We start from the raw sequence: 19956 nt of genomic DNA on the forward strand, positions 1-19956 counted from the left end.
ATGTATGAACGTGTTTTAGGTTTAGATGTGGGCAGTCGGACGGTAGGGGTAGCGGTGAGCGATCCTCTGGGTTGGACTGCCCAAGGTTTAGAAGTGATTCCCATTGCAGAAACAGAAGGAGACCTCGGCTTAAAACGTTTAGGAGAATTACTCTCGCAATATGCGATTAAGCGCGTGGTGATTGGCTTGCCCAAAAATATGAATAACAGTCAGGGCTTTCGAGCCGAAGCTTCCCAGGCTTATGGAGCAGCTGTTCAGGAAAATTTTTCGGTCGAAGTCATTTACCAGGATGAGCGCTTAACAACAATGCAAGCGGAACGTTTCCTTATTGAAGAAGGCAATGTTAGCCGTCAGAAAAGACGTCAAGTCATTGATAAATTGGCGGCTGTTTTTATTTTGCAAACTTACCTTGACCAGCAAAGTAAAGGAGAGACACATGGCAACAACGAATAATGACCAAATTACAATTGTCGATGAAAACGGCCAAGAACAGCATTTTGAAATTCTTTTTACCTTTGAGTCAGAGGATTTCAATAAGTCCTATGTCCTTCTCTATCCGGAAGGAACGCTGGGCTGTGACGAGGTTGAGCTGCAAGCTTTCGCTTATGTGGAAGATGAAAATGGGGAAGAAGGTATCCTGCAAGCCATTGAAACAGACGAGGAATGGGATATGGTCGAAGAAGTCTTGAATACCTTTATCGAAGAAAATTAGTGCAAGCAAGCTTCTAGAGAAAGGGGGTTAGCCCTTGGCAAAAGAAAAATTAGGACGACAGCTAGAACCCGGTCGCGCCCCAAAACGGGGCTTGAAAGTGACGATTATCATTTTTAGCCTCTTACTGTTGTTGGCCTCAGCGGGGACTTTGGGCTTTGGCCTAGCTGGCTTTAAGGCCTACCGAACCGTCCACACAGAAGACCAGGTGGTCACGGTTAAAGAAGGCAGTGCGGTAGATGATGTCGCCAAGCAATTAGCTGAGGCTGATGTCGTGAATAGTTACTTCCTTTTCAAGGTGTACTTGCGTTTGGAGCACTTCAATCAAGTTCAAGCTGGGGAATACGAATTTCCGGCCCAGGCTGACTATGAGGAAATTCTAAATATCCTAAAAGAAGGTGGCCGTGCCAATGCCGAGGCTCAGCTCACCATTCCCGAAGGAGCGGATATTGAGCAAATTGCTGATTTGGTGGGCCAAAAAACGGCCTATTCTGCCAAAGACTTTAAAAAAGCGGTGCAGGATCCCAAGCTTTTCCAAAAATTACTAAAGCAATATCCAGATTTGCTCACAGACGTTAGCGAAAACACGGCCGTTCGCTATAAGTTGGAAGGTTACTTATACCCGGAAACTTACCAAGTGGCAGAAAAGAATTCCTTGGAGGATTTAATCAGTCAAATGGTCGCTGCTTCGGCGAAGATTGAAGAGCAGCATGCCAGCGCCTTAAAAGACAGTGACTTAAGCTGGCACGAGCTTTTAACCCTAGCTTCCCTCATTGAGGCCGAGGCGAGTCAGGATGAAGATCGGGCCATGATCAGTGGCGTGTTTAGAAATCGTTTGGCCCAGGATATGCCCTTGCAATCGGATATTTCTGTGCTTTATGCTTTGAATAAGCATGATGCCTATGTCACGGTAGAAGATACCGAAGAGGCCTCTCCCTATAACTTGTACCAGCATGCAGGTTTAGGGCCAGGGCCCTTCAATAATCCGGGCCTTAAGGCGATTGAGGCGGCCCTAAAACCCAAAGCTAACGATGCTTTATACTTTGTGGCTGACCTTAAAACTGGAAAGGTTTACTACTCCAAAACTTATGAGGAACATTTACAACTCGTTGACCAGTATGTGAGTCCAGAAGTGGCGGAGGAAGTTAGTCAAAAAGAAAAACCCGAATAATCACATAAGCAGTGAGCTGACGAAAAGGAATGCCCAATTTTGGGCGTTTCCTTTTGTTTATTCAGACTTAAAGTAGCAGTTGCAAAAATTTGAGCAACGTGCTAACCTATTGCTATTAGCTTGTAAGAAAAATATAAGGAGGGATCTTATGGTTGAAGAAACCTATCCCATGACATTAGAAGGCAAGGAACGCCTAGAAAATGAATTAGAAGATCTGAAAGTCAATAAACGCCCAGAAGTTGTGCAAAGAATTAAAATTGCCCGCTCTTATGGTGACCTTTCGGAAAACTCGGAATATGAAGCCGCCAAAGACGAGCAGGCTTTTGTGGAAGGGCAAATTGCTAAATTAGAGAAAATGCTGCGCTATGCAGAAATCGTTGACCCAGATGCCATTAGAGAAGATGAAGTATCGATTGGTAAAAAGGTCACCTTTGTGGAATTACCGGACGGGGAACAGGAAGCTTATACCATTGTAGGTCGGGCGGAAGCTGATCCTTTGAGCGGTAAGATTTCTAATGAATCACCCATTGCTAAATCCCTCTTGGGCAAGCATGTGGGTGATGAAGTGGCTATTGAAACTCCTGGTGGCGGCTTTAAGGTCCGCTTAGTGGGAGTCGAACGCGCTTAAAAGGAACGGCTGACCCGTTCCTTTTTTAGACTTTGAAGCGAGGTTACCATGGGGATTTTGTCACAGCTAATTTTGTTTATGCTGCTGTTTATTTTAGGTTATGGTTTTTACTTGCAATGGTGGCTTTTGCCCTTGTTTTTTATTGGCCTAGCGCTCTTAGCTTTATTGCTATGGCCACATAAAGGAGCTGGGCTGGGTCAAAATTCAGCTGTAAAAACCTTGCTCATTTTTCTAGGTATTTTTTTAGTCACCTTAAGTTTCGTGTTACAGCCTTATTTTCCCCTAGCTCTACTTCTGAGCTTACTAGGGCTTTGGCTTTGGAAGCGGAAGAACCTAGTCCAAGGAAAACGCCTGCAAGCTTATTCACCCCCTCCCCAAAAGAACAGGTGGCTGCAGCTTAGCAGCTGGTTTGGCTATCATTATCTTGAGGTGGCCCCAAAGTCCGACTTACCTGCCGATGTTTCGCTTTTTGGCGAGCGTTTGGTGGACCTTTCCCCCCTATTACTTAGCCCAGGCCAGCACAATTTAAGCTTTTTACAGGTGTATGGCCGGCTTAAAATTATTGTGCCGCCTGGCTTAGGGGTCGAAGCTCGCATCCATGGCTTTCGGACGGTGGTTGCTTGGCAAGATGAGCAATATGGTTTAAATAATAAAATGCTATATTTGACTCATCAAGCTGCCAAGGAGCAGCCCCTGGTGGCCTTGCAAATTTACCAATTGTATGGGGATGTCGAGGTGGTGTTTCTATGATTTGGCGCCGGCTCTGGCTGTTTTTCGTGATGAATTTGCTTTTAATACTCCTTTTTGGCCTAAGTGTCCTCCATTTTTGGCCCTTCCCCCTCTTTGGCGACCTTGGCCAAATGGCTTGGAAACGTCTAGTCTGGTATGGCCTCCTGTTCTTGGCCTTGGCTTTAGTTTTTAGCTTGCTGCTGGCGGGGGCGACCTATTACTTGCTCTACCATGAGGAGGAAGCCTTTCGGGTTTGGCTAAATCGCTTAAAGTCGACAGGTCAAAATAACGCAATCGGCCGCTTTGCCCCGTCGATATTTTACTTTAGTCCCGCTGTGAATGAGGAATTAGCCGCCTTAGCCCAAGTACTGGAAGACCTGCGCTTAAAGTTGCGGGAGCAAAAATTAAGAAGGCCCAGCTTGACGGAAGCCAACCAAAACAAAGATCAGCTTATCTGGGAGGAGCGCCACCGGCTGGCCCGTGAAATTCATGATTCGGTGAGCCAGGATCTGTTTGCTCTGACCATGCTTTTAGGAACGATGGAATTACTTGATCCTGAAGATAAGCAATACCAAAAAATTGTTCAGCAAGTCGGTCTGCTAGCCCAGCAAGCTCAGAATGAACTGCGGGCCTTACTTCTTCATCTTAGACCCGTTGGCTTGGCTGAGCGTGACTTGGCGACGGGGTTTCGTGTCATAATAGTGATAGAGGCAAATAGTTATGTAAATATAAGGAGTTCAAGACTTCTACCAAAGTTTAAAACTCAAAAAATAAATAGTTGGTGTGCTGCTTAGAGTATCCATTTCAACAATGGGTATTGTAAATAGCATACCAATAAAACTAAGGATTCTTTAAAGAGTCTTATTTTGTGATGAAAATTTAATATGTAAATCTCAGACGATAGAAAATCAAAAATTCTGTCGTCTTTTTTATTTCACAGAAAGGAGGTAAGGATGAATTTTGATTATTTTTATAATAGGCAATCTGAAATGTATAACTTCATTAGGTTACCTATGGTATTGATGGAAGATGAGATTTTTGAGAGCATTTCTATTGAAGCTAAAGTTTTGTATTCATATATGCTTAATCGAATGGGTCTTTCATATAAAAATGGCTGGATAGATGAAGATGGAAAAGTCTTTATTTATTACACAATTGAAAGTATAAAAGATCAATTTAATTGTGCAAGTGAAAAAGCAAATAAATTAATAGCCGAACTTGATATTAAGTCAGGAATAGGACTGATTGAAAAGAAAAGGCAAGGACTTGGAAAGCCTAACAGAATTTATGTTAAAGACTTTATGAGCATATTTAATAATATGGAATTAAAAAATCAAGAAGTTCGAAAAACAAAATTCCAGAAGTTCGATAATCGAAATTCAAGAGATTCGAATATCGAAAGTCAAGATTTTCGAAAATCGGAAGGTAACTATAACAATATTAGTAATAATGAGTTAAGAAAGAATGATTTTAGTAAGGGACAAAAGCCTTATGGAATATATAAAAACATATTTTTAACTGATGAAGAATACAAGGACTTAACAGATGAGTTAGGAAGCAGAATTAGTGAATATATTGATAGGCTGTCGTCATATATGAAAGCAAATAACAGAGAGTATCAAGACCACAAGGCAACGATAATCAATTGGTATCTTAATGATCAGGGAAAAAATATTAATGACAATTCAACAAGAAAAATGAATTACGATATAGGAGAGAGTTTATGAAAAACTTAAAAGATTTTGTATTAAGAGAAAATGATATTGAAAGAAATGGAAATATCTATTGCAAGGTATGCGGTAAAAGAGTTGATGGAGAATTACTTGATCTTGGATTTACAAAGTTTATTCCAAGAATTAAATGTGAATGTGAAATAAAAAGAGATAAGGAAAATGCAGAAAGAGAAATATTAACGAGAATATCATCGCTAAAAAGAGATTGTTTTTCATCGCCAAACCAACACCAATATACTTTTGAGAGATTCTTAAATGAAAAAGGTCAAGCTTACAAGGTTGCTTACAATTATGCCAAGAGTTTTGAGCAAATGAAGAAAGACAATGTTGGACTTTTATTTTATGGAGATGTTGGCAGTGGAAAGACTTATCTTGCTTGTTCTATTGCAAATGAATTAATTGAAAGAGAACAAGTTAAAGTTAAGATTATGAATTTATCTCAGGTTATAAATCAAATACAAAAATCTGCATTTAAGGTTGATTCAAATGAAATTATAGATAACCTATCAAATATTCCTTTGTTGATTTTAGATGACCTTGGAATTGAGAGGGATACATCTTATGCAAGAGAGCAAGTATATAACATTATAAACTCAAGATACTTAAAGGGTAGGCCGACAATTTTCACTACAAACTTATCATTGGAAATTATTCAAAATCCTAATATTGAACTTGAGTATCAGAGAATATATTCAAGAATACTTGAAATGGCAATACCAGTTAAAGTTACGGGAGAAGATTTTAGAAGAAAAATCCATCAAGAGAAGTTAAGAAAATACAAAGAGTTACTTTTATATGGAGGTGGAATAGATGATTAATGAAGAAGTATCTAGGTCGAGTCTTAATCTTGAAGTAAGACTTGCAAAAGCAACAAGTAAAGCAATTCTTGATGCCTTAAAGAAAGTACACAAGCAAATAGAAGAACAAGGAGGCTTGAAAAATGTAATAAAAAATAATGGAGAAGAAGTAAAGCTAAAGGATATGGTTAAAAAGGGACAGTTAGAAGAAATTAATCTAAAAGATCCTGAGTTAAAAGAACTAAAGAAAATTTTAAATAAACACGGAGTGAAGTTTTCTGTTATGAAAGATAAGGAAACTGGCAACCACTCTGTGTTTTTTCAATCTAAAGATATAAAAGTAATGGAACACGCCTTTAAAAAAGCAGTTAAGGCTTCTGAAAGAAAGGCCGATAGAAAAGATTCAATAACAAAGACAATAAATAAGTTTAAAGATATGGCTAAGGACACCATCAGCAAAGATAAAGTTAAAAATAAACATAAGGAGCAAAGCTTATGATAAGTAATTTAAAAACATTTGAAAATAAGAATTTTGGGAAACTCACTGTTATAGAAAAAGACGGTGAGTTTTTCTTTATAGCTAATGAAGTAGCAACTATGTTGGGATATGTCAATCCGAGGAAAGCTGTTTATGACCATGTAGATGAGGAAGATAAGGGTGTAACGAAATGGAACACCCCTGGAGGAATACAGAATATTTCAATAATTAACGAATCAGGATTATATTCGCTTATCCTCTCATCAAAACTACCACAAGCAAAAATATTCAAAGCTTGGGTAACCAGAGAAGTCTTACCAAGTATTAGAAAAAACGGAGGATATATAGTAGGGCAAGAAAAGAAAACAAATGAAGAGCTACTTGCAGATGCAATTCTTGTAGCCAATAGAATTATTGCCGAGAGAGAAGAAGAAATTGACGAATTAAGACCAAAGGCAGACTATTATGACAAATTAGTAGATTATAATCTACTTACAAACTTTAGAAATACTGCCAAAGAGTTAGGAATACCACAAAATCAGTTTATAAGTTTTTTAATGGATAAGGGATTAATTTATAGAGATAAGAAAAAGAAGCTCTTACCTTATGCAGATAAGAATAAGGGATATTTTGAAGTAAAAGAATGGATTGATCCACTAGGTACACTTGTAGGAATACAAACATTTATAACACCAAAGGGAAGACACTACCTACTAATTTTATTAGATAGTGAAGGTTTCTACGATGAATAAGATATTAGAAGCCATTCTTTCTGATATTAAAAACCTAATTAAAATAGACAACCCAAAGAAATTTATATTATCAAACATTCCCTATCTATCATTCTTCTACATTGGAAATATCTTTTCTAAGCACATCAATTCTTATGTAGGAGGAGATATTATTGATAAAATAATGGTGGGAATTTCTGATATAGGAACTTTATCTTATATACCAAGCCTTAATCCAAGGGACTTGTTAGTAGGTATTTCAGTTGCTGGTCTTGTTAAGTTAATTGTTTATAGCAAAGGAAAAAATAAAAAGAAATATAGGCAAGGTAAAGAATATGGATCTGCAAGATGGGGAGAAAGCAAGGATATTGCTCCATACATTGACCCTAAGTTTGAAAACAATGTTCTTATAACTAATACTGAAAGACTTACAATGAACTCAAGACCTAAAAATCCTAAATATGCTAGAAATAAAAATGTATTAGTAATAGGTGGTTCTGGATCGGGTAAAACAAGATTTTATGTAAAGCCAAATCTAATGCAAATGCACTCTTCTTATGTAGTAACAGACCCTAAAGGCACACTTGTGTTAGAGTGTGGAAAAATGCTTTATGAAAATGGATATGACATAAAGATTTTAAATACAATAAACTTTAAAAAGTCTATGAAATACAATCCATTTGCTTATTTGAGAAGTGAAAAAGATATTTTAAAACTTGTCCAAACAATTATCGCCAACACCAAGGGAGATGGAGAAAAGGCAGGAGAAGATTTTTGGGTAAAGGCTGAGAAGCTATATTACACTGCTCTCATCGGTTATATCTATTATGAAGCACCAGAAGAAGAAAAGAACTTTAAGACACTTTTGGATATGATTGACGCAAGTGAGGTTAGAGAAGATGACGAAACCTATATGAACCCAATTGATAGGCTCTTTGAAGCTCTTGAAAAGAAAGATCCAAGTCATTTTGCAGTTAAGCAATATAAAAAATATAAGCTGGCAGCAGGAAAAACTGCTAAGTCAATTCTAATATCTTGTGGAGCAAGACTTGCACCTTTTGATATAAGAGAGCTTAGAGAACTAATGAGCGAAGATGAATTAGAACTCGATAAAATTGGAGATAGAAAAACTGCTTTATTCGTAATAATATCAGATACAGATGATACCTTTAACTTTGTAGTTTCAATAATGTATTCTCAACTATTTAATTTATTATGTGACAAGGCAGATGATGTGTATGGTGGAAGACTTCCAGTTCATGTTAGGTGTCTACTTGATGAGTTTGCAAATATTGGTTTGATTCCTAAATTTGAAAAACTGATTGCGACAATTCGTTCAAGAGAAATATCAGCAAGCATAATATTACAAGCACAATCTCAATTAAAAGCAATCTATAAAGACCATGCAGATACAATAGTTGGTAACTGCGACTCTACACTCTTTCTAGGGGGAAAAGAAAAAACAACAGTAAAAGAATTATCTGAAACCTTAGGAAAAGAAACCATAGACCTATATAACACATCAGAAACAAGATCCAACCAAAAATCTTTTGGTCTAAATTACCAAAAAACTGGTAAGGAACTTATGAGCCAAGATGAAATAACTGTAATGGATGGTGGTAAGTGTATATACCAACTAAGAGGAGTAAGACCTTTCTTATCTGATAAATTTGATATTACAAAGCATAAGAATTACAAGTTGTTGGAAGATTATGATAAGAAGAACTTGTTTGATGTTGAAGAGTATCTAACAAATAGAGATAAGGTAAAGTTAAAATCTAGTTATAAAATAAATAGGTTAAACATTTGATTTTACGGAGAAAGCAAAATGTGTGAAAATAGAAAATCATCTTTAATTATATTAAATATAAATGGTGAGCAGTTTATTTTGGAAAGTGATACAGAACTCACAAGGGATAAGAAAAATTATATTGAAGCAATATGTGAGACAATGTACGATGAAAGTAATGAATGGTATAAAGATATATATGATATGTCCCCATATGATATAGCTGAGCTATTTGAAAAAACAGTAAAAGAAGAAGTAGGAATAACTGTTACATTTAAAGCGATAGACCTTGAAGTATCTATTTTAGAAGACTAAAAATCTGTTATAAATAGGCGATAGAAATTAAAAATTCTCAAGGTAAATATCATCAAGCACAATCTTAATTAAAAGCAATCTATAAAGACCATGTAGATACAATAGTTGGTAACTGTGATTCCACACTCTTTCTAAGGGGAAAAGAAACTATAGACCTATATAACACATCGGAAACAAGATCAAATCAAAAATCTTTTAGTCTAAATTACTAAAAGACTGGCAAGGAACTTATGAGCCAAGATGAAATAACTGTAATGGATGGTGGTAAGTGTATATACCAGCTAAGAGAAGTAATGCCTTTCTTGTCTGATAAATTTGATATTACAAAGCATAAGAATTACAAGTTATTGGAAGATTATGATAAGAGAAACTTATTTGATGTGGAAGAGTAATTTAAAGCAAAAAGGTAGGACTGAATTAAATGGAAATACAGTGATTACAAGATTGTAATATTTACTGTTATAACTACACGGACGAGGGTATATTTAATACAATAGAGCTATATAAGTTAGAATTTATGAGGGTGTTTTTATGGAAAAATTTAGAAAAATGTTAATATATTTGATTATAATCAGTCTTGCATTTTATCTAGCGCCATTTCTTATTATAGATACTGGAAGTGGTATGTTCATTTTATTAATTGCAACTCCAATTATATGCTTAATTGTTTCATTGATTTATGGAATGAAAAATTCGTTTAATTGGTTATTTTCTTTGTTTGTTATGTTGTTATTTATACCGACTATATTTATCTTTTACAACGATAGTGCAGCTATTTATATATTGGCATATGGGATAATTTCAGTAATTGGTAACTTTATAGGAAGTTTGCTTTTTGAGAAAAATCAATAGATTAAAAAATTCCAGCTTGCAGAGTTAAACAATTAAATAAACGTTCAATAAACACAATAGATGATAGAAAAGCGTAAAGTTATTCTATCGTCTTTTTTTATACTCAAAATTAGGAGATTAAAATGGTAAGGATAAGAAGTCCCACTTAAAAGAATTTAATATAAGACATTTAGCGATTGAATTATAAGTTCAGTCGCTTTTTTAATTGAAATTTATAGATTAAGGAGAAGAAATTAATGGATAGAGAAATGATAAATATTAATGCAAATTTAGTTGAGGAAGCTGAATTTTCAGAATTTGAAAAAGATGGAGAAAGTGTTCAAGTAGCTAATTTTGCTCTTGTAAAAAAATATGGAAAAGGCAAAGAATATACAAATTGCTCAGTATATGGAGAAAAGGTAGAAATTGCAAAAGAATTTGAAAAAGGAGATCTGATCCATGTCTTTGGATATTTCAAAGAAAACAAAAAAGGAGATAAGGTCTACAAGAATTTTATAGTTAAATCACTAAACAAAATAGAAAATAAGAAAGAAAACGAGGAGGAATAATATGGAATTTTTTACAGCTGGAGTTGGAGTTTTAAAAACACTTGTAACTGCAATTGGTGCAGGTTTAGGAGCATGGGGAGTTATTAACTTAATGGAAGGTTATGGTAATGATAACCGTGCGACACGTTCATAAGTAAAAAGCTTATGCACTAAGTCGAAGGACTGAAAGTTCAAAACTTAGGAGAACTGGCAATCTGATAGGTAGAATGACGGGGTAACGCCCTGAAATGCCTACACTGATACTCCGATTGGCAATGAAAATTAGACTATTTCATTGTCAAAAGCTCGGTGAAGTCGGCAGAGAGTAGCCGTAAGACTGATATTAACATCAGCCACGAAAGCTGTTCAGAGGTGGACGGTGCTACCTATATGTCGGGTGTCGAATACGCATGGTGAGAATGTGTATACCAAAGCACTGACGTACTTCCGAATGTAAGGGTCTAAACGTTTGAATTTGCCTAACGGCAATTCCCATCAAAGATGGGGTGTTTGTGGATGAGTAAGAATGGTTGTTATGAAAATCCATATATCGTTACAGGCGATATGGTGAAAACTAAACACAGGCTTAGAGGAAGAACCTAAACGTATTCAAAGATAAGATTGTCGGAACGTGGTAAGCCAAGAGCATGGAAGCAGTCTAATGCTAATGAAGTGTTGAATGGGAAAATGACTGAAAAAAAAAAAAAAAAAAAACAGCATATAACCATTCTTTATCTCGGTGAAAGTGGTGGCACAGTACCTATGAAGCGAAAATAATAAGTTCGTGGAGGGATAGCCACCAGTCACATGAAAGTACAAGAACTGAAATTAAGACAAACACAGCTTCGAGTATGACAAAGAAAATCAAATCCGAAAGGAGATGGTGACTGTGTCCACTTCGAAACAAACACTGAAACAAAGCAAAATCCGTTATACGGAATACTATGACTTGCAAAAAGTCCTTGATGATTTATATGAAGATAGCGGTAATAATAAAGTATTTTCAAATTTAATGGAGTTGATAACTTCAAGAGAAAATATTAAACTTGCCTATCGTAGTATAAAAGGGAACAAAGGAAGTCATACGGCTGGGGTAGATGGCAGAACAATAAAACATCTATCAAGGCTAAATGAAGAAGAATACATTTCTCTCATACAAAAACAGTTTCATTGGTATAAGCCACGCCCTGTAAAGAGAGTGGAAATGCGAAAGCCTAATGGGAAAATTAGACCTTTAGGAATACCAACTATTGTAGATAGAATTGTACAACAATGTATCTTGCAAATATTAGAGCCGATATGTGAAGCCAAGTTTCATGACAGTTCCTATGGGTTTCGACCTAACAGGAGTACGGAACACGCTATTGCAGAATGTGCAAGACTAATGCAGATACAGCACTTACACTATGTAGTCGATATTGATATACAAGGATTTTTCGATAACGTATATCATGCAAAGCTCATAAGGCAGCTTTGGAATTTAGGAATCCATGACAAAAAGTTACTTTGTATCATTAAGGAAATGCTTAAAGCAGATATAGTTATGCCCGATAAAAAGGTAATTACACCAACAAAGGGAACACCACAAGGCGGAATATTGTCACCGCTACTATCTAATGTAGTCTTGAACGAATTAGATTGGTGGGTTTCATCTCAATGGCTGACAATGCCTACGCATTATCCATATAAACAGAGAACGAACAGTCAAGGAACAGAGATAAAAAGCCATACTTACAGAGCTTTAAGAACAAGCAACCTAAAAGAAATATACATTGTAAGGTATGCTGATGATTTTAAGATATTTTGCCGTAATTACTACGATGCAAAAAGAACCTATCAGGCAGTTACAAAATGGTTGCAAGACCGATTAAAACTAAATGTGAGTGAAGAAAAATCTAAAATAACAAATCTAAAACAAAGGCATTCGGAGTTCTTAGGATTTAAGCTTAAGGTTAAACCAAAAGGCAAAAAGTTTGTTGTACAGTCGCATATAAGTGATAAGGCACTGAAAAATGCAAAAGAAAATATTTCTAAATGTGTTGCGGATATAAAAAGACCTGCAAACGAAAAGGAACAGTACAAAGCAATAGCCAAGTATAATGCCACTGTTTCAGGCTTGCATAATTACTACCAAATAGCAACAAATGTAAGTTTGGACTTTGCTAAAATAGCCTTTCACATTAAAAAGCAGATGAACAACAGACTTGATATTAAAACCAGTGGAATGCTAAACAAAGGATTTATCAAAGAAAAATATGGAAAAAGTAAACAGCTTCGCTTCCTTAATGGACATCCGCTAATTCCAGTTGGATATATTAGGACAAAGGACGCAAAACACAAGAAAAAGGTTGTAAATAAATACACTGTAAAGGGCAGAGCTTTTATTCATAAAAATCTGAAAATCGATGTAGATACACTTGTTTGGTTGATGAGACATCCTGTACTTGATAAGAGTATAGAGTTTGCAGACAACAGAATCTCGCTCTTTGCAGCTCAATATGGCAGATGTGGGGTAACAGGTGTAAAACTTACACCAAACTATATACATTGCCATCACAAGATACCGCTTGAACAAGGCGGTACAGACAGTTATAGCAACTTAATTCTTGTTACAGAAGCAGTTCATATACTTATCCATGCAACAAAAGAAGATACAATCCAAAAATATATAAAAGAGCTTGGCTTAACGGTCAAGCAGATCGAGAAATGTAATAAGCTTAGAAAAATGGCAGGATTGCCACTAATTTAGAAAAAAATAATTTGTTACGAAGTGTGTAAGTCTTAGTTAAAACGTGAAAATCTTTCTTGTGATGGAACGCCGTGTGCGGTGAAAGTCGCATGCACGGTGTGAAGTGGGGGAAAATCCGGAGATAACATCAAAGGATTACCTATCACTATCTGGTGCTAAATCTCAAGGTATTAAGCAGCTTATGGCTGGTGGGGGAATTGTACTAATCGGTATCAAATTAATTCCACTACTTGCAAATGCTTTAAATTAGGAGAAAGTCTATGTTTGGTATCTTTGACAAGCTAACTGAATTTTTTAAGGATATGCTACTCGGAGGTATCAAAGCAAATCTTGAGTCCATGTTCTTAGATATAAATGACAAGGTAGGAGTTATTGCAACTGATGTTGGGAAGACACCAATGGGTTGGAATGGAGAAGTATATAACTTTATAAAAAACATTAATGATAATGTAATTGTTCCAATAGCAGGTCTTATCATAACAGCAGTTTTATGTATTGAACTCATAAATATGGTTATGCAAAAGAATAATATGCATGATACAGATACTTTTGAGTTTTTCAAATACATTATAAAGATGTTTATAGCAGTCTACCTTGCAAGCCATGCCTTTGAATTTTCAATGGCAGTCTTTGATGTGGCACAAAATCTTGTAAACAAAGCGGCAGGGGTAATCACTACTTCTGCCACTGTTTCAGGAGATCAGATAGTTGCAATGGTTGATACATTAAAAGAAAAAGATGTTGGTGCATTAATAATGATATTAGTTGAAACAAGCCTTGTAAGGATTGCAATTCAATGTATATCTTTAACTATTACCTTAATAGTATATGGGCGTATGTTTGAAATATATGTCTACTCATCAGTATCATCCATACCATTTGCGACTATGGGAAATAAAGAATGGGGTCAGATTGGAACAAATTATATCAAGGGACTTTTTGCCTTGGGACTACAAGGTTTGTTTTTGATGGTATGTTTAGGTATCTACACCGTTTTAATAAGAACGGTACAGGTTACAGATATTCACGCAAGCTTGTTTAGTATATTAGGATATGCTCTACTACTTGGACTTATGATGTTTAAGAGTGGAACAGTTGCAAAAAGTATTATGAATACACACTAGGAGGAATAAATGTTAAAAAAGAAAAATTGTGCTTTATTGGGACTAGGAATTTTATTGGGAGGAACTTATGAAATCTTAAAAGAGAAAAAAAGAAATGAAGAGATTAGAAACTTAAAGAGGAGAATAAATAGACTTGGAAGATGTCACAATGAATTTGTTATGTATCAAGGAGAATACAATGACAGAAATGAAGAAAAACAAGAAGAATTAGAAGAAAGAATTAGCTACCTAGAAGAAGAAACAACATCTAATTATGACCATATACTTGAACTTTCCAAAGAAGAAGTAGAGGGAGATTAAAATGGCGTATGTACCAATACCAAAAGATTTGGACAAGATTAAAACAAAGGTTGCCTTTAACTTAACCAAAAGACAACTTATAGGTTTTTCTGTGGCAGGACTAATTGGCATACCAACCTATTTATTTATGAAGAAATATCTACCTAATGATGTTTCTATTATTGTAATGCTAATAGTAACCCTGCCAATCTTTTTTATAACCTTATATGAAAAAGACACCTTAACTTTTGAAAAATATTTTAAATTTTTCTATCTTCATAAATTTTATCAACCAGCTAAGAGAATAAGAAAGGAGGCATACCTTGAAGCAAAGAAAAAAGCAAATCAGCGACTTAAATCTAAGGGAAAAACAATTAAAAAAAGACCGAAAGGAAGTAAGAAGGCTAAAAACAAAGAAAGATCCAACAAATAGTCTTCGAAGTGTACTTTTAAAGAAAGAGAAAAAGAGATTTACTGTTGAGGATACAATTCCATATATAAGAATGTTACCAGAGGGCATTTGCCAGTTAGATGAAAAAAATTATTCAAAGACAATTTCATTTCAAGATATAAATTACCAGTTGGCATTGGAAGAAGATAGAGATTTAATCTTTAACCAATTTGCCAACTTTTTAAATTCTTTTGATCCAAGTGTCCACATTGAACTTTCATATGTAAATCAATTAGGAAGAAATAGAGACCTACAAGATGCAATTAAAATTGCTGATAAGGGAGACTTCTATGACGATGTAAGAAAAGAGTTTAGGGAGATGTTAAAGCTTCAACTTGCAAAGGGAAATAACGGACTTAAAAAGATGAAGTATATAACCTTTACCACAGAAGCTGATAACCTAGAGCAAGCAAGAGCAAAGTTAAATAGACTTGAAGTGGATATTTTATCTAACTTTAAATCTATGGGAGTAAGAGCAGAGAGCCTTGATGGCGAAGAAAGACTAAGACTCGTTCATGATATGTTAAATCCAGACAAAAACTTTGATTTTTCATATAAGGATTTGAAGAAGAAAGAGTCTACAAAGTCACATATAACTCCCAATATCTTTAATTTTGCACCAGCAAATAATTTTAAATTTGGGAAATTCATTGGAGCAGTAAGTCATTTTCAAATACTTGCAAGCGAGTTATCAGACAGAATGTTATCTGAGTTTTTAGATATTGATGACAATATTTATGTAGCTTTTCATATAGATGTAGTTGAACAAGCAGAAGCTATTAAACTCATTAAGAGAAAAAATACAGATCTAGATAGAATGAAAATTGAAGAACAAAAGAAAGCAGTTCGAGCAGGATATGATATGGATATTATCCCTTCAGATATAAATACTTTTGGGGCTGATGTTAAGTCCATGTTATCTGACTTACAGAATAGAGATGAAAGGCTCTTTGTAGTTACCATAGTAATGATGAATTTTTCTAGGACTAATCAAAAGTTAGAAAACACTATTGCTCAAATCTCATCAATTGCTAACAGACATAATTGTCAGGTAAAAAGATTATCTCACCAACAAGAGCAAGGACTTGTTTCTGTCTTACCTCTAGGAGTTAACCAAGTCGAAATAAAAAGATTTTTAACTTCATCATCAACGGCAGTTTTTATGCCTTTTACAACAGAAGAGCTATTTATTGATTCGGCAAATTCTTTGTACTATGGATTAAATGCCCTTAGCCAAAACTTGATTATGGCAGATAGGAAGAAACTAAAGAACCCTAACGGACTAATATTAGGAACACCAGGTTCTGGTAAATCTTTCTCGGCAAAAAGAGAGATGGCAAATGCAATTCTTGTCACAGATGATGATGTAATTATTTGTGATCCTGAAGGCGAGTATTCAAACCTTGTAAAACAATTTAATGGAGAAGTTATTAAAGTTTCGGCAAAATCAAAGGACTATCTAAATCCATTAGATATTAATATGAACTATGGAGATGGGGACGCACCTTTAAAGGATAAGGCGAACTTCATAATGTCTATGCTTGAACTTGTAGTAGGAGGATCTGGTCTTACTGCTGCAGAAAAATCTGTTATAGATAGGTGTTTACCAAAGATATACCAAAAATATTTTGAAGACCCCAAACCAGAAAATATGCCTATATTAGGAGATTTATACGATATGCTCCTATCCCAAGAAGAGGGAGTTGGCAGAAAACTAGCAACAGAAATGGAAATTTATGTTAAGGGAAGTCTTAATGTATTTAATAATAGGTCAAATGTTGATCTAAATAGGCAATTGCTCTGTTTTGATATAAAAGAGCTAGGAACACAACTTAAAAAAATAGGTATGCTTGTAATTCAAGACCAGGTTTGGAACAAGGTTTCCCTTAATAGAGGAAGCAAGTCTACAAGATACTATATAGATGAGTTCCACCTTTTATTAAAAGACCCACAAACTGCTTCATATTCAGTAGAAATCTGGAAAAGATTTAGAAAATGGGGAGGTATTCCAACAGGTATAACTCAAAACGTAAAAGACCTTTTAACAAGTCAGGAAATTGAAAATATCTTTGACAATACAGACTTTGTTCTAATGTTAAATCAAGCATCTGGAGATAGAGATATTCTTGCTAAGAAATTAAAAATATCGCCTTATCAGTTAAACTATATTACTAATTCAAACGCAGGTGAGGGACTCTTATTCTTTGGGAATACTATTGTTCCATTTATTGATAAATTCCCTAAAGACACCATGTTATATAAGCTAATGACAACAAAACCAGAAGAAGCTAAGTAGGTGTGATATGGATAAAAAACTAAAAAAAGATTTTCAAAAGAAAATTATACGAAATAGGGACGCTCCTGAAAAGAATGTAGATAGTAAACTTGTTCATTCAGATGATTATACCAATAAGATTATTAAGACTAAGGATAGGTTTGGAGATAAAATTTCAGAAAAAGAATCTAAACTTATTCATGAGAATGTATTAGCTAAAGATCAAAAACAAAATAAGCTAAAAGATTTTCAGAAGGCTAAAAACAAGGAAAGAATTAGAAAAGAAGTTTTAGATAATAAGGATAAGGCTGAAGAAACAAAACAAGCTAATTTTGAAATAAGGACAGATGAAAGCTTTAAACTTGATGAAGACTTAGATGTAGATATCAAAAAGGTAAATTTTGATAGTGAAAACAGTAGAAATATTAATTCTAATAAATTAACAACAGATGATATTTCAGCTAAGGCTCAACCAATAAGCAATAAGAAAACATCAAGTAAAAGACAAGTTCTTAAAAATTATGAAGATAAACTTATCCATAGTAAGGATAAATTCCAAGACAAAATTAACGAGAAAGAGTCTAAGAGAATCCACACAAGTGAAGATAAACCTATTGAAGCAAAGAAAAGCAAGAGAATATATAGAAAAGATAAGCTTGTTAAAGATGAAGTAAGTAAGAACGAGAGTAATGCTAATATCGATAAAAAGAAAAAGCATAAACTTTATCAAGAAAAGAAGTTTAAGGATAAGGAAAAAATTTCTAAAGAAATAGATAAAGAAAGTAAGCTAAGCGAAGTTGATATAGATAAAACTTTTGATAACCCTGAGTTTAAAGACAATGATCAAGAATTTATAAAAGATGAAAAGGAAACAAGCCTTAAACCTTCAGATCAAAAGAAAGTTAATAAAAAGAAGACTTACTACAAGAGAAAAAATTATGAAAGTGATAAATTCACTCGAAAGAAAATTGATAACTTAAAAAATGAATCTAAGAAGGCTGCAACGAAAGATTCTAAGAATGCACAAGATGTTAAAGACTTTATCTCAGATAAAAAGATTGGAGAACTTGAAAAGTCTAAAAGCAAGCTAAAGGATAATATTTTAAAGAATAAAACTAAAGGAAGTCTATCCTCTGGGGTTTTATTATCTGGAGCTAAGTCTTCAGAGTTAGTGAGAGATTATTTAAGTTCAGGGTCTGATAATACTGGTGTAGAATCTGGAGAAAAGGTCGCTAATGTAAGCTCTAAACTCCAGCATGGAATAAGGAAGTATAAGCTAGACAAAAAGAAAAAGTCCTTAAAAAAGCTATCTAAACTTGATAAAAAAATAAGAAAGAGAAAAAGCAAGTTGGAGTTTAAAAGTGGCTTGGAAGATTTAAAAAAGTCAGACACCTATATAAAGAAAAATAGGTTTAAGAAGTTTTACCAGAGAAAACAAATGAAAAGCATGATAGCTAAAAAGCATGAAACAAGACTTGTAGATAGGGTTAAAAAATCTATTTTAAGTTTAGGTAAGGCTTCTAAAGAGCTAATCGTAAGAAAAAGTAAGATGGTTCTATTTGTAGTAATAGGACTAGGTCTTATGCTATCAATCATGATTGGTGGTGGAAGTGTTGGTATGAGTGGGCTAAGCAATTTAGTAAACTCAGTAATGACAACAACATACCTATCACAAGATACAGTTCTAAGTGAAGTTAATCAAGAATTTTCATCAATGGAATATGACCTACAATCACAAATCGAAAGTGTAAAAACAAGTCATCCTGGATATGACGAATATATCATAAACAAAGAAGGAGAAATTGGTCATAATACCCATGAACTTTTATCCTATATAACTTCAAGATGTGGAGAAGTAAAATCAGCATCTGAAGTAAAAGGAATTTTAAAAGAACTTTTCGATAAGATGTATAAGCTTGATTTTAAGGAAGAAATTGAAATTAGAACAAGAACAGTAGCAAGAACAAGATATGATAGTCGTGGCAATCCTTATACTAGCTATGAAAAAGAAGAGTACGAATATAAAAAGTTAATTGTAACTTTAAAGAAAAAAGAAATGGATGAAGTTGTTAGGGAAATATTTAAAGATTATCCAGACAATGTAGTTCATTATGAAGCTCTTCTTGAAGCTAAGGGGAATATGGGTGATGTTTTTGGATCAGGTAATGGGGACTTAGGAGAAATAGTAGATAATCCAAACTTTGGAAATCCTGGTCTTGCTTTTGATTCAGCTACTGCCAAGGCTCTTTTTAATGAAGCAGAAAAACATATAGGCAAAAGATATGTGTTTGGAGCAAGTGGACCATCTAACTTTGACTGCTCAGGATTTGTATGTTGGTCATTTACAAAGTCAGGAGTAAAAAGAATGCCAAGAACAACTGCATGGAGAATATACAAAGACTATTGTAATCCAGTAAGTCCAAGTGAAGCTCAACCTGGAGATATTATATTTTTCCATTCAACATATAACAGTGGAACACCAATATCTCACGTGGGAATATACGCAGGTAACGGAATGATGATTCACGCAGGAGATCCAATTCAATACACATCAATAAATTCAAAATATTGGAAATCACACTTTTATGGTTTTGGAAGACCAAGATAGAAGGGAGATAT

Annotated in this window: 21 protein-coding genes and 3 pseudogenes; all 24 read left to right on the forward strand. The window is 34.6% G+C overall.

Translation table 11 applies throughout. The features are described 5' to 3' along the window. The 24 genes and pseudogenes from ruvX (at position 1) to WF803_RS07530 (ending at position 19945) form a co-directional block, all read left to right on the forward strand. On the forward strand, positions 1 to 453 hold the full coding sequence (gene ruvX / locus WF803_RS07415; RefSeq protein WP_489610866.1) for a Holliday junction resolvase RuvX: 453 nt from the start codon (positions 1 to 3) through the stop codon (positions 451 to 453). Next, entirely contained in the window at positions 437 to 712 is a 276-nt protein-coding gene (locus WF803_RS07420) for a DUF1292 domain-containing protein (protein WP_489610867.1), read from the forward strand. Before ruvX ends, WF803_RS07420 begins: the two co-directional genes overlap by 17 nt. A gap of 34 nt (positions 713 to 746) precedes the next feature. Beyond that, positions 747 to 1880, forward strand: a complete 1134-nt coding sequence (gene mltG / locus WF803_RS07425; protein WP_489610868.1) for an endolytic transglycosylase MltG — start codon at positions 747 to 749, stop codon at positions 1878 to 1880. 148 nt (positions 1881 to 2028) lie between these two features. Then, on the forward strand, positions 2029 to 2508 hold the full coding sequence (gene greA, locus WF803_RS07430) for a transcription elongation factor GreA (RefSeq protein ID WP_489610869.1): 480 nt from the start codon (positions 2029 to 2031) through the stop codon (positions 2506 to 2508). A 57-nt stretch (positions 2509 to 2565) separates the two neighbouring features. After that, the gene (locus tag WF803_RS07435) at positions 2566 to 3258 is read left to right on the forward strand and encodes a LiaF domain-containing protein (protein ID WP_489610870.1); all 693 of its coding nucleotides are present in this window, start codon (positions 2566 to 2568) and stop codon (positions 3256 to 3258) included. After that, entirely contained in the window at positions 3255 to 4031 is a 777-nt protein-coding gene (locus tag WF803_RS07440) for a histidine kinase dimerization/phosphoacceptor domain-containing protein (RefSeq protein ID WP_489610871.1), read from the forward strand. Before WF803_RS07435 ends, WF803_RS07440 begins: the two co-directional genes overlap by 4 nt. A gap of 159 nt (positions 4032 to 4190) precedes the next feature. Then, positions 4191 to 4964: a replication initiator protein A gene (locus WF803_RS07445; RefSeq protein ID WP_489610872.1), complete on the forward strand. Its 774-nt coding sequence runs from the start codon at positions 4191 to 4193 to the stop codon at positions 4962 to 4964. After that, positions 4961 to 5788 (forward strand): ATP-binding protein, encoded by an 828-nt coding sequence (locus tag WF803_RS07450; RefSeq protein WP_489610873.1) that lies wholly within the window; start codon positions 4961 to 4963, stop codon positions 5786 to 5788. The genes WF803_RS07445 and WF803_RS07450 overlap by 4 nt, the downstream gene beginning before the upstream one ends. Then, a complete protein-coding gene (locus tag WF803_RS07455; RefSeq protein WP_000606600.1) occupies positions 5781 to 6266 on the forward strand; it encodes a PcfB family protein in 486 nt (161 codons plus the stop codon). Before WF803_RS07450 ends, WF803_RS07455 begins: the two co-directional genes overlap by 8 nt. Next, complete coding sequence (locus tag WF803_RS07460) at positions 6263 to 6997, forward strand: BRO family protein (RefSeq protein WP_489610874.1); 735 nt, start codon at positions 6263 to 6265, stop codon at positions 6995 to 6997. The genes WF803_RS07455 and WF803_RS07460 overlap by 4 nt, the downstream gene beginning before the upstream one ends. Next, entirely contained in the window at positions 6990 to 8786 is a 1797-nt protein-coding gene (locus WF803_RS07465; protein WP_349054532.1) for a VirD4-like conjugal transfer protein, CD1115 family, read from the forward strand. Before WF803_RS07460 ends, WF803_RS07465 begins: the two co-directional genes overlap by 8 nt. Before the next feature lie 18 nt (positions 8787 to 8804). Continuing rightward, on the forward strand, positions 8805 to 9080 hold the full coding sequence (locus WF803_RS07470; RefSeq protein WP_489610875.1) for a hypothetical protein: 276 nt from the start codon (positions 8805 to 8807) through the stop codon (positions 9078 to 9080). Between the two features lie 68 nt (positions 9081 to 9148). Then, positions 9149 to 9530, forward strand: a pseudogene (locus WF803_RS07475) (VirD4-like conjugal transfer protein, CD1115 family); the annotation flags it as partial. Positions 9531 to 9611: 81 nt separating this feature from the next. Next, entirely contained in the window at positions 9612 to 9932 is a 321-nt protein-coding gene (locus WF803_RS07480) for a DUF2651 family protein (protein ID WP_489610877.1), read from the forward strand. A gap of 236 nt (positions 9933 to 10168) precedes the next feature. Further along, a complete protein-coding gene (locus WF803_RS07485; RefSeq protein WP_489610878.1) occupies positions 10169 to 10480 on the forward strand; it encodes a single-stranded DNA-binding protein in 312 nt (103 codons plus the stop codon). Position 10481: 1 nt separating this feature from the next. Beyond that, a pseudogene (locus WF803_RS07490) lies at positions 10482 to 10610 on the forward strand (Maff2 family mobile element protein); the annotation flags it as partial. A 470-nt stretch (positions 10611 to 11080) separates the two neighbouring features. Then, positions 11081 to 11236: a hypothetical protein gene (locus WF803_RS07495; protein ID WP_489610879.1), complete on the forward strand. Its 156-nt coding sequence runs from the start codon at positions 11081 to 11083 to the stop codon at positions 11234 to 11236. A 112-nt stretch (positions 11237 to 11348) separates the two neighbouring features. Next, positions 11349 to 13208 carry a group II intron reverse transcriptase/maturase gene (gene ltrA / locus WF803_RS07500; protein WP_486752854.1) on the forward strand — a complete coding sequence of 620 codons (1860 nt, stop codon included), beginning with the start codon at positions 11349 to 11351 and terminating at the stop codon, positions 13206 to 13208. A 151-nt stretch (positions 13209 to 13359) separates the two neighbouring features. Beyond that, a pseudogene (locus WF803_RS07505) lies at positions 13360 to 13458 on the forward strand (Maff2 family mobile element protein); the annotation flags it as partial. A 10-nt stretch (positions 13459 to 13468) separates the two neighbouring features. Beyond that, positions 13469 to 14332 (forward strand): VirB6/TrbL-like conjugal transfer protein, CD1112 family, encoded by an 864-nt coding sequence (locus WF803_RS07510; protein WP_000466915.1) that lies wholly within the window; start codon positions 13469 to 13471, stop codon positions 14330 to 14332. A 9-nt stretch (positions 14333 to 14341) separates the two neighbouring features. Beyond that, complete coding sequence (locus tag WF803_RS07515; protein ID WP_002838520.1) at positions 14342 to 14632, forward strand: hypothetical protein; 291 nt, start codon at positions 14342 to 14344, stop codon at positions 14630 to 14632. Position 14633: 1 nt separating this feature from the next. After that, positions 14634 to 15044 (forward strand): PrgI family protein, encoded by a 411-nt coding sequence (locus tag WF803_RS07520; RefSeq protein ID WP_277262702.1) that lies wholly within the window; start codon positions 14634 to 14636, stop codon positions 15042 to 15044. Beyond that, complete coding sequence (locus WF803_RS07525) at positions 14935 to 17358, forward strand: VirB4-like conjugal transfer ATPase, CD1110 family (RefSeq protein ID WP_112890531.1); 2424 nt, start codon at positions 14935 to 14937, stop codon at positions 17356 to 17358. Before WF803_RS07520 ends, WF803_RS07525 begins: the two co-directional genes overlap by 110 nt. A 7-nt stretch (positions 17359 to 17365) precedes the next feature. Then, on the forward strand, positions 17366 to 19945 hold the full coding sequence (locus tag WF803_RS07530; protein WP_489610880.1) for a C40 family peptidase: 2580 nt from the start codon (positions 17366 to 17368) through the stop codon (positions 19943 to 19945). The last annotated feature ends 11 nt before the right edge of the window (positions 19946 to 19956 follow it).

It is taken from the genome of Aerococcus sp. BD502 (genome assembly GCF_057919555.1).

Bases quoted from the DNA above. Each gene is read 5' to 3' on its own strand.
- WF803_RS07530 (WP_489610880.1), top strand. From the start codon at position 17,366: ATGGATAAAAAACTAAAAAAAGATTTTCAAAAGAAAATTATACGAAAT.
- WF803_RS07460 (WP_489610874.1), top strand. From the start codon at position 6,263: ATGATAAGTAATTTAAAAACATTTGAAAATAAGAATTTTGGGAAACTC.
- WF803_RS07480 (WP_489610877.1), top strand. From the start codon at position 9,612: ATGGAAAAATTTAGAAAAATGTTAATATATTTGATTATAATCAGTCTT.
- WF803_RS07520 (WP_277262702.1), top strand. From the start codon at position 14,634: ATGGCGTATGTACCAATACCAAAAGATTTGGACAAGATTAAAACAAAG.
- ruvX (WP_489610866.1), top strand. From the start codon at position 1: ATGTATGAACGTGTTTTAGGTTTAGATGTGGGCAGTCGGACGGTAGGG.
- WF803_RS07465 (WP_349054532.1), top strand. From the start codon at position 6,990: ATGAATAAGATATTAGAAGCCATTCTTTCTGATATTAAAAACCTAATT.
- WF803_RS07515 (WP_002838520.1), top strand. From the start codon at position 14,342: ATGTTAAAAAAGAAAAATTGTGCTTTATTGGGACTAGGAATTTTATTG.
- WF803_RS07510 (WP_000466915.1), top strand. From the start codon at position 13,469: ATGTTTGGTATCTTTGACAAGCTAACTGAATTTTTTAAGGATATGCTA.
- WF803_RS07440 (WP_489610871.1), top strand. From the start codon at position 3,255: ATGATTTGGCGCCGGCTCTGGCTGTTTTTCGTGATGAATTTGCTTTTA.
- WF803_RS07450 (WP_489610873.1), top strand. From the start codon at position 4,961: ATGAAAAACTTAAAAGATTTTGTATTAAGAGAAAATGATATTGAAAGA.
- WF803_RS07470 (WP_489610875.1), top strand. From the start codon at position 8,805: ATGTGTGAAAATAGAAAATCATCTTTAATTATATTAAATATAAATGGT.
- greA (WP_489610869.1), top strand. From the start codon at position 2,029: ATGGTTGAAGAAACCTATCCCATGACATTAGAAGGCAAGGAACGCCTA.
- WF803_RS07455 (WP_000606600.1), top strand. From the start codon at position 5,781: ATGATTAATGAAGAAGTATCTAGGTCGAGTCTTAATCTTGAAGTAAGA.
- WF803_RS07420 (WP_489610867.1), top strand. From the start codon at position 437: ATGGCAACAACGAATAATGACCAAATTACAATTGTCGATGAAAACGGC.
- WF803_RS07485 (WP_489610878.1), top strand. From the start codon at position 10,169: ATGGATAGAGAAATGATAAATATTAATGCAAATTTAGTTGAGGAAGCT.
- WF803_RS07445 (WP_489610872.1), top strand. From the start codon at position 4,191: ATGAATTTTGATTATTTTTATAATAGGCAATCTGAAATGTATAACTTC.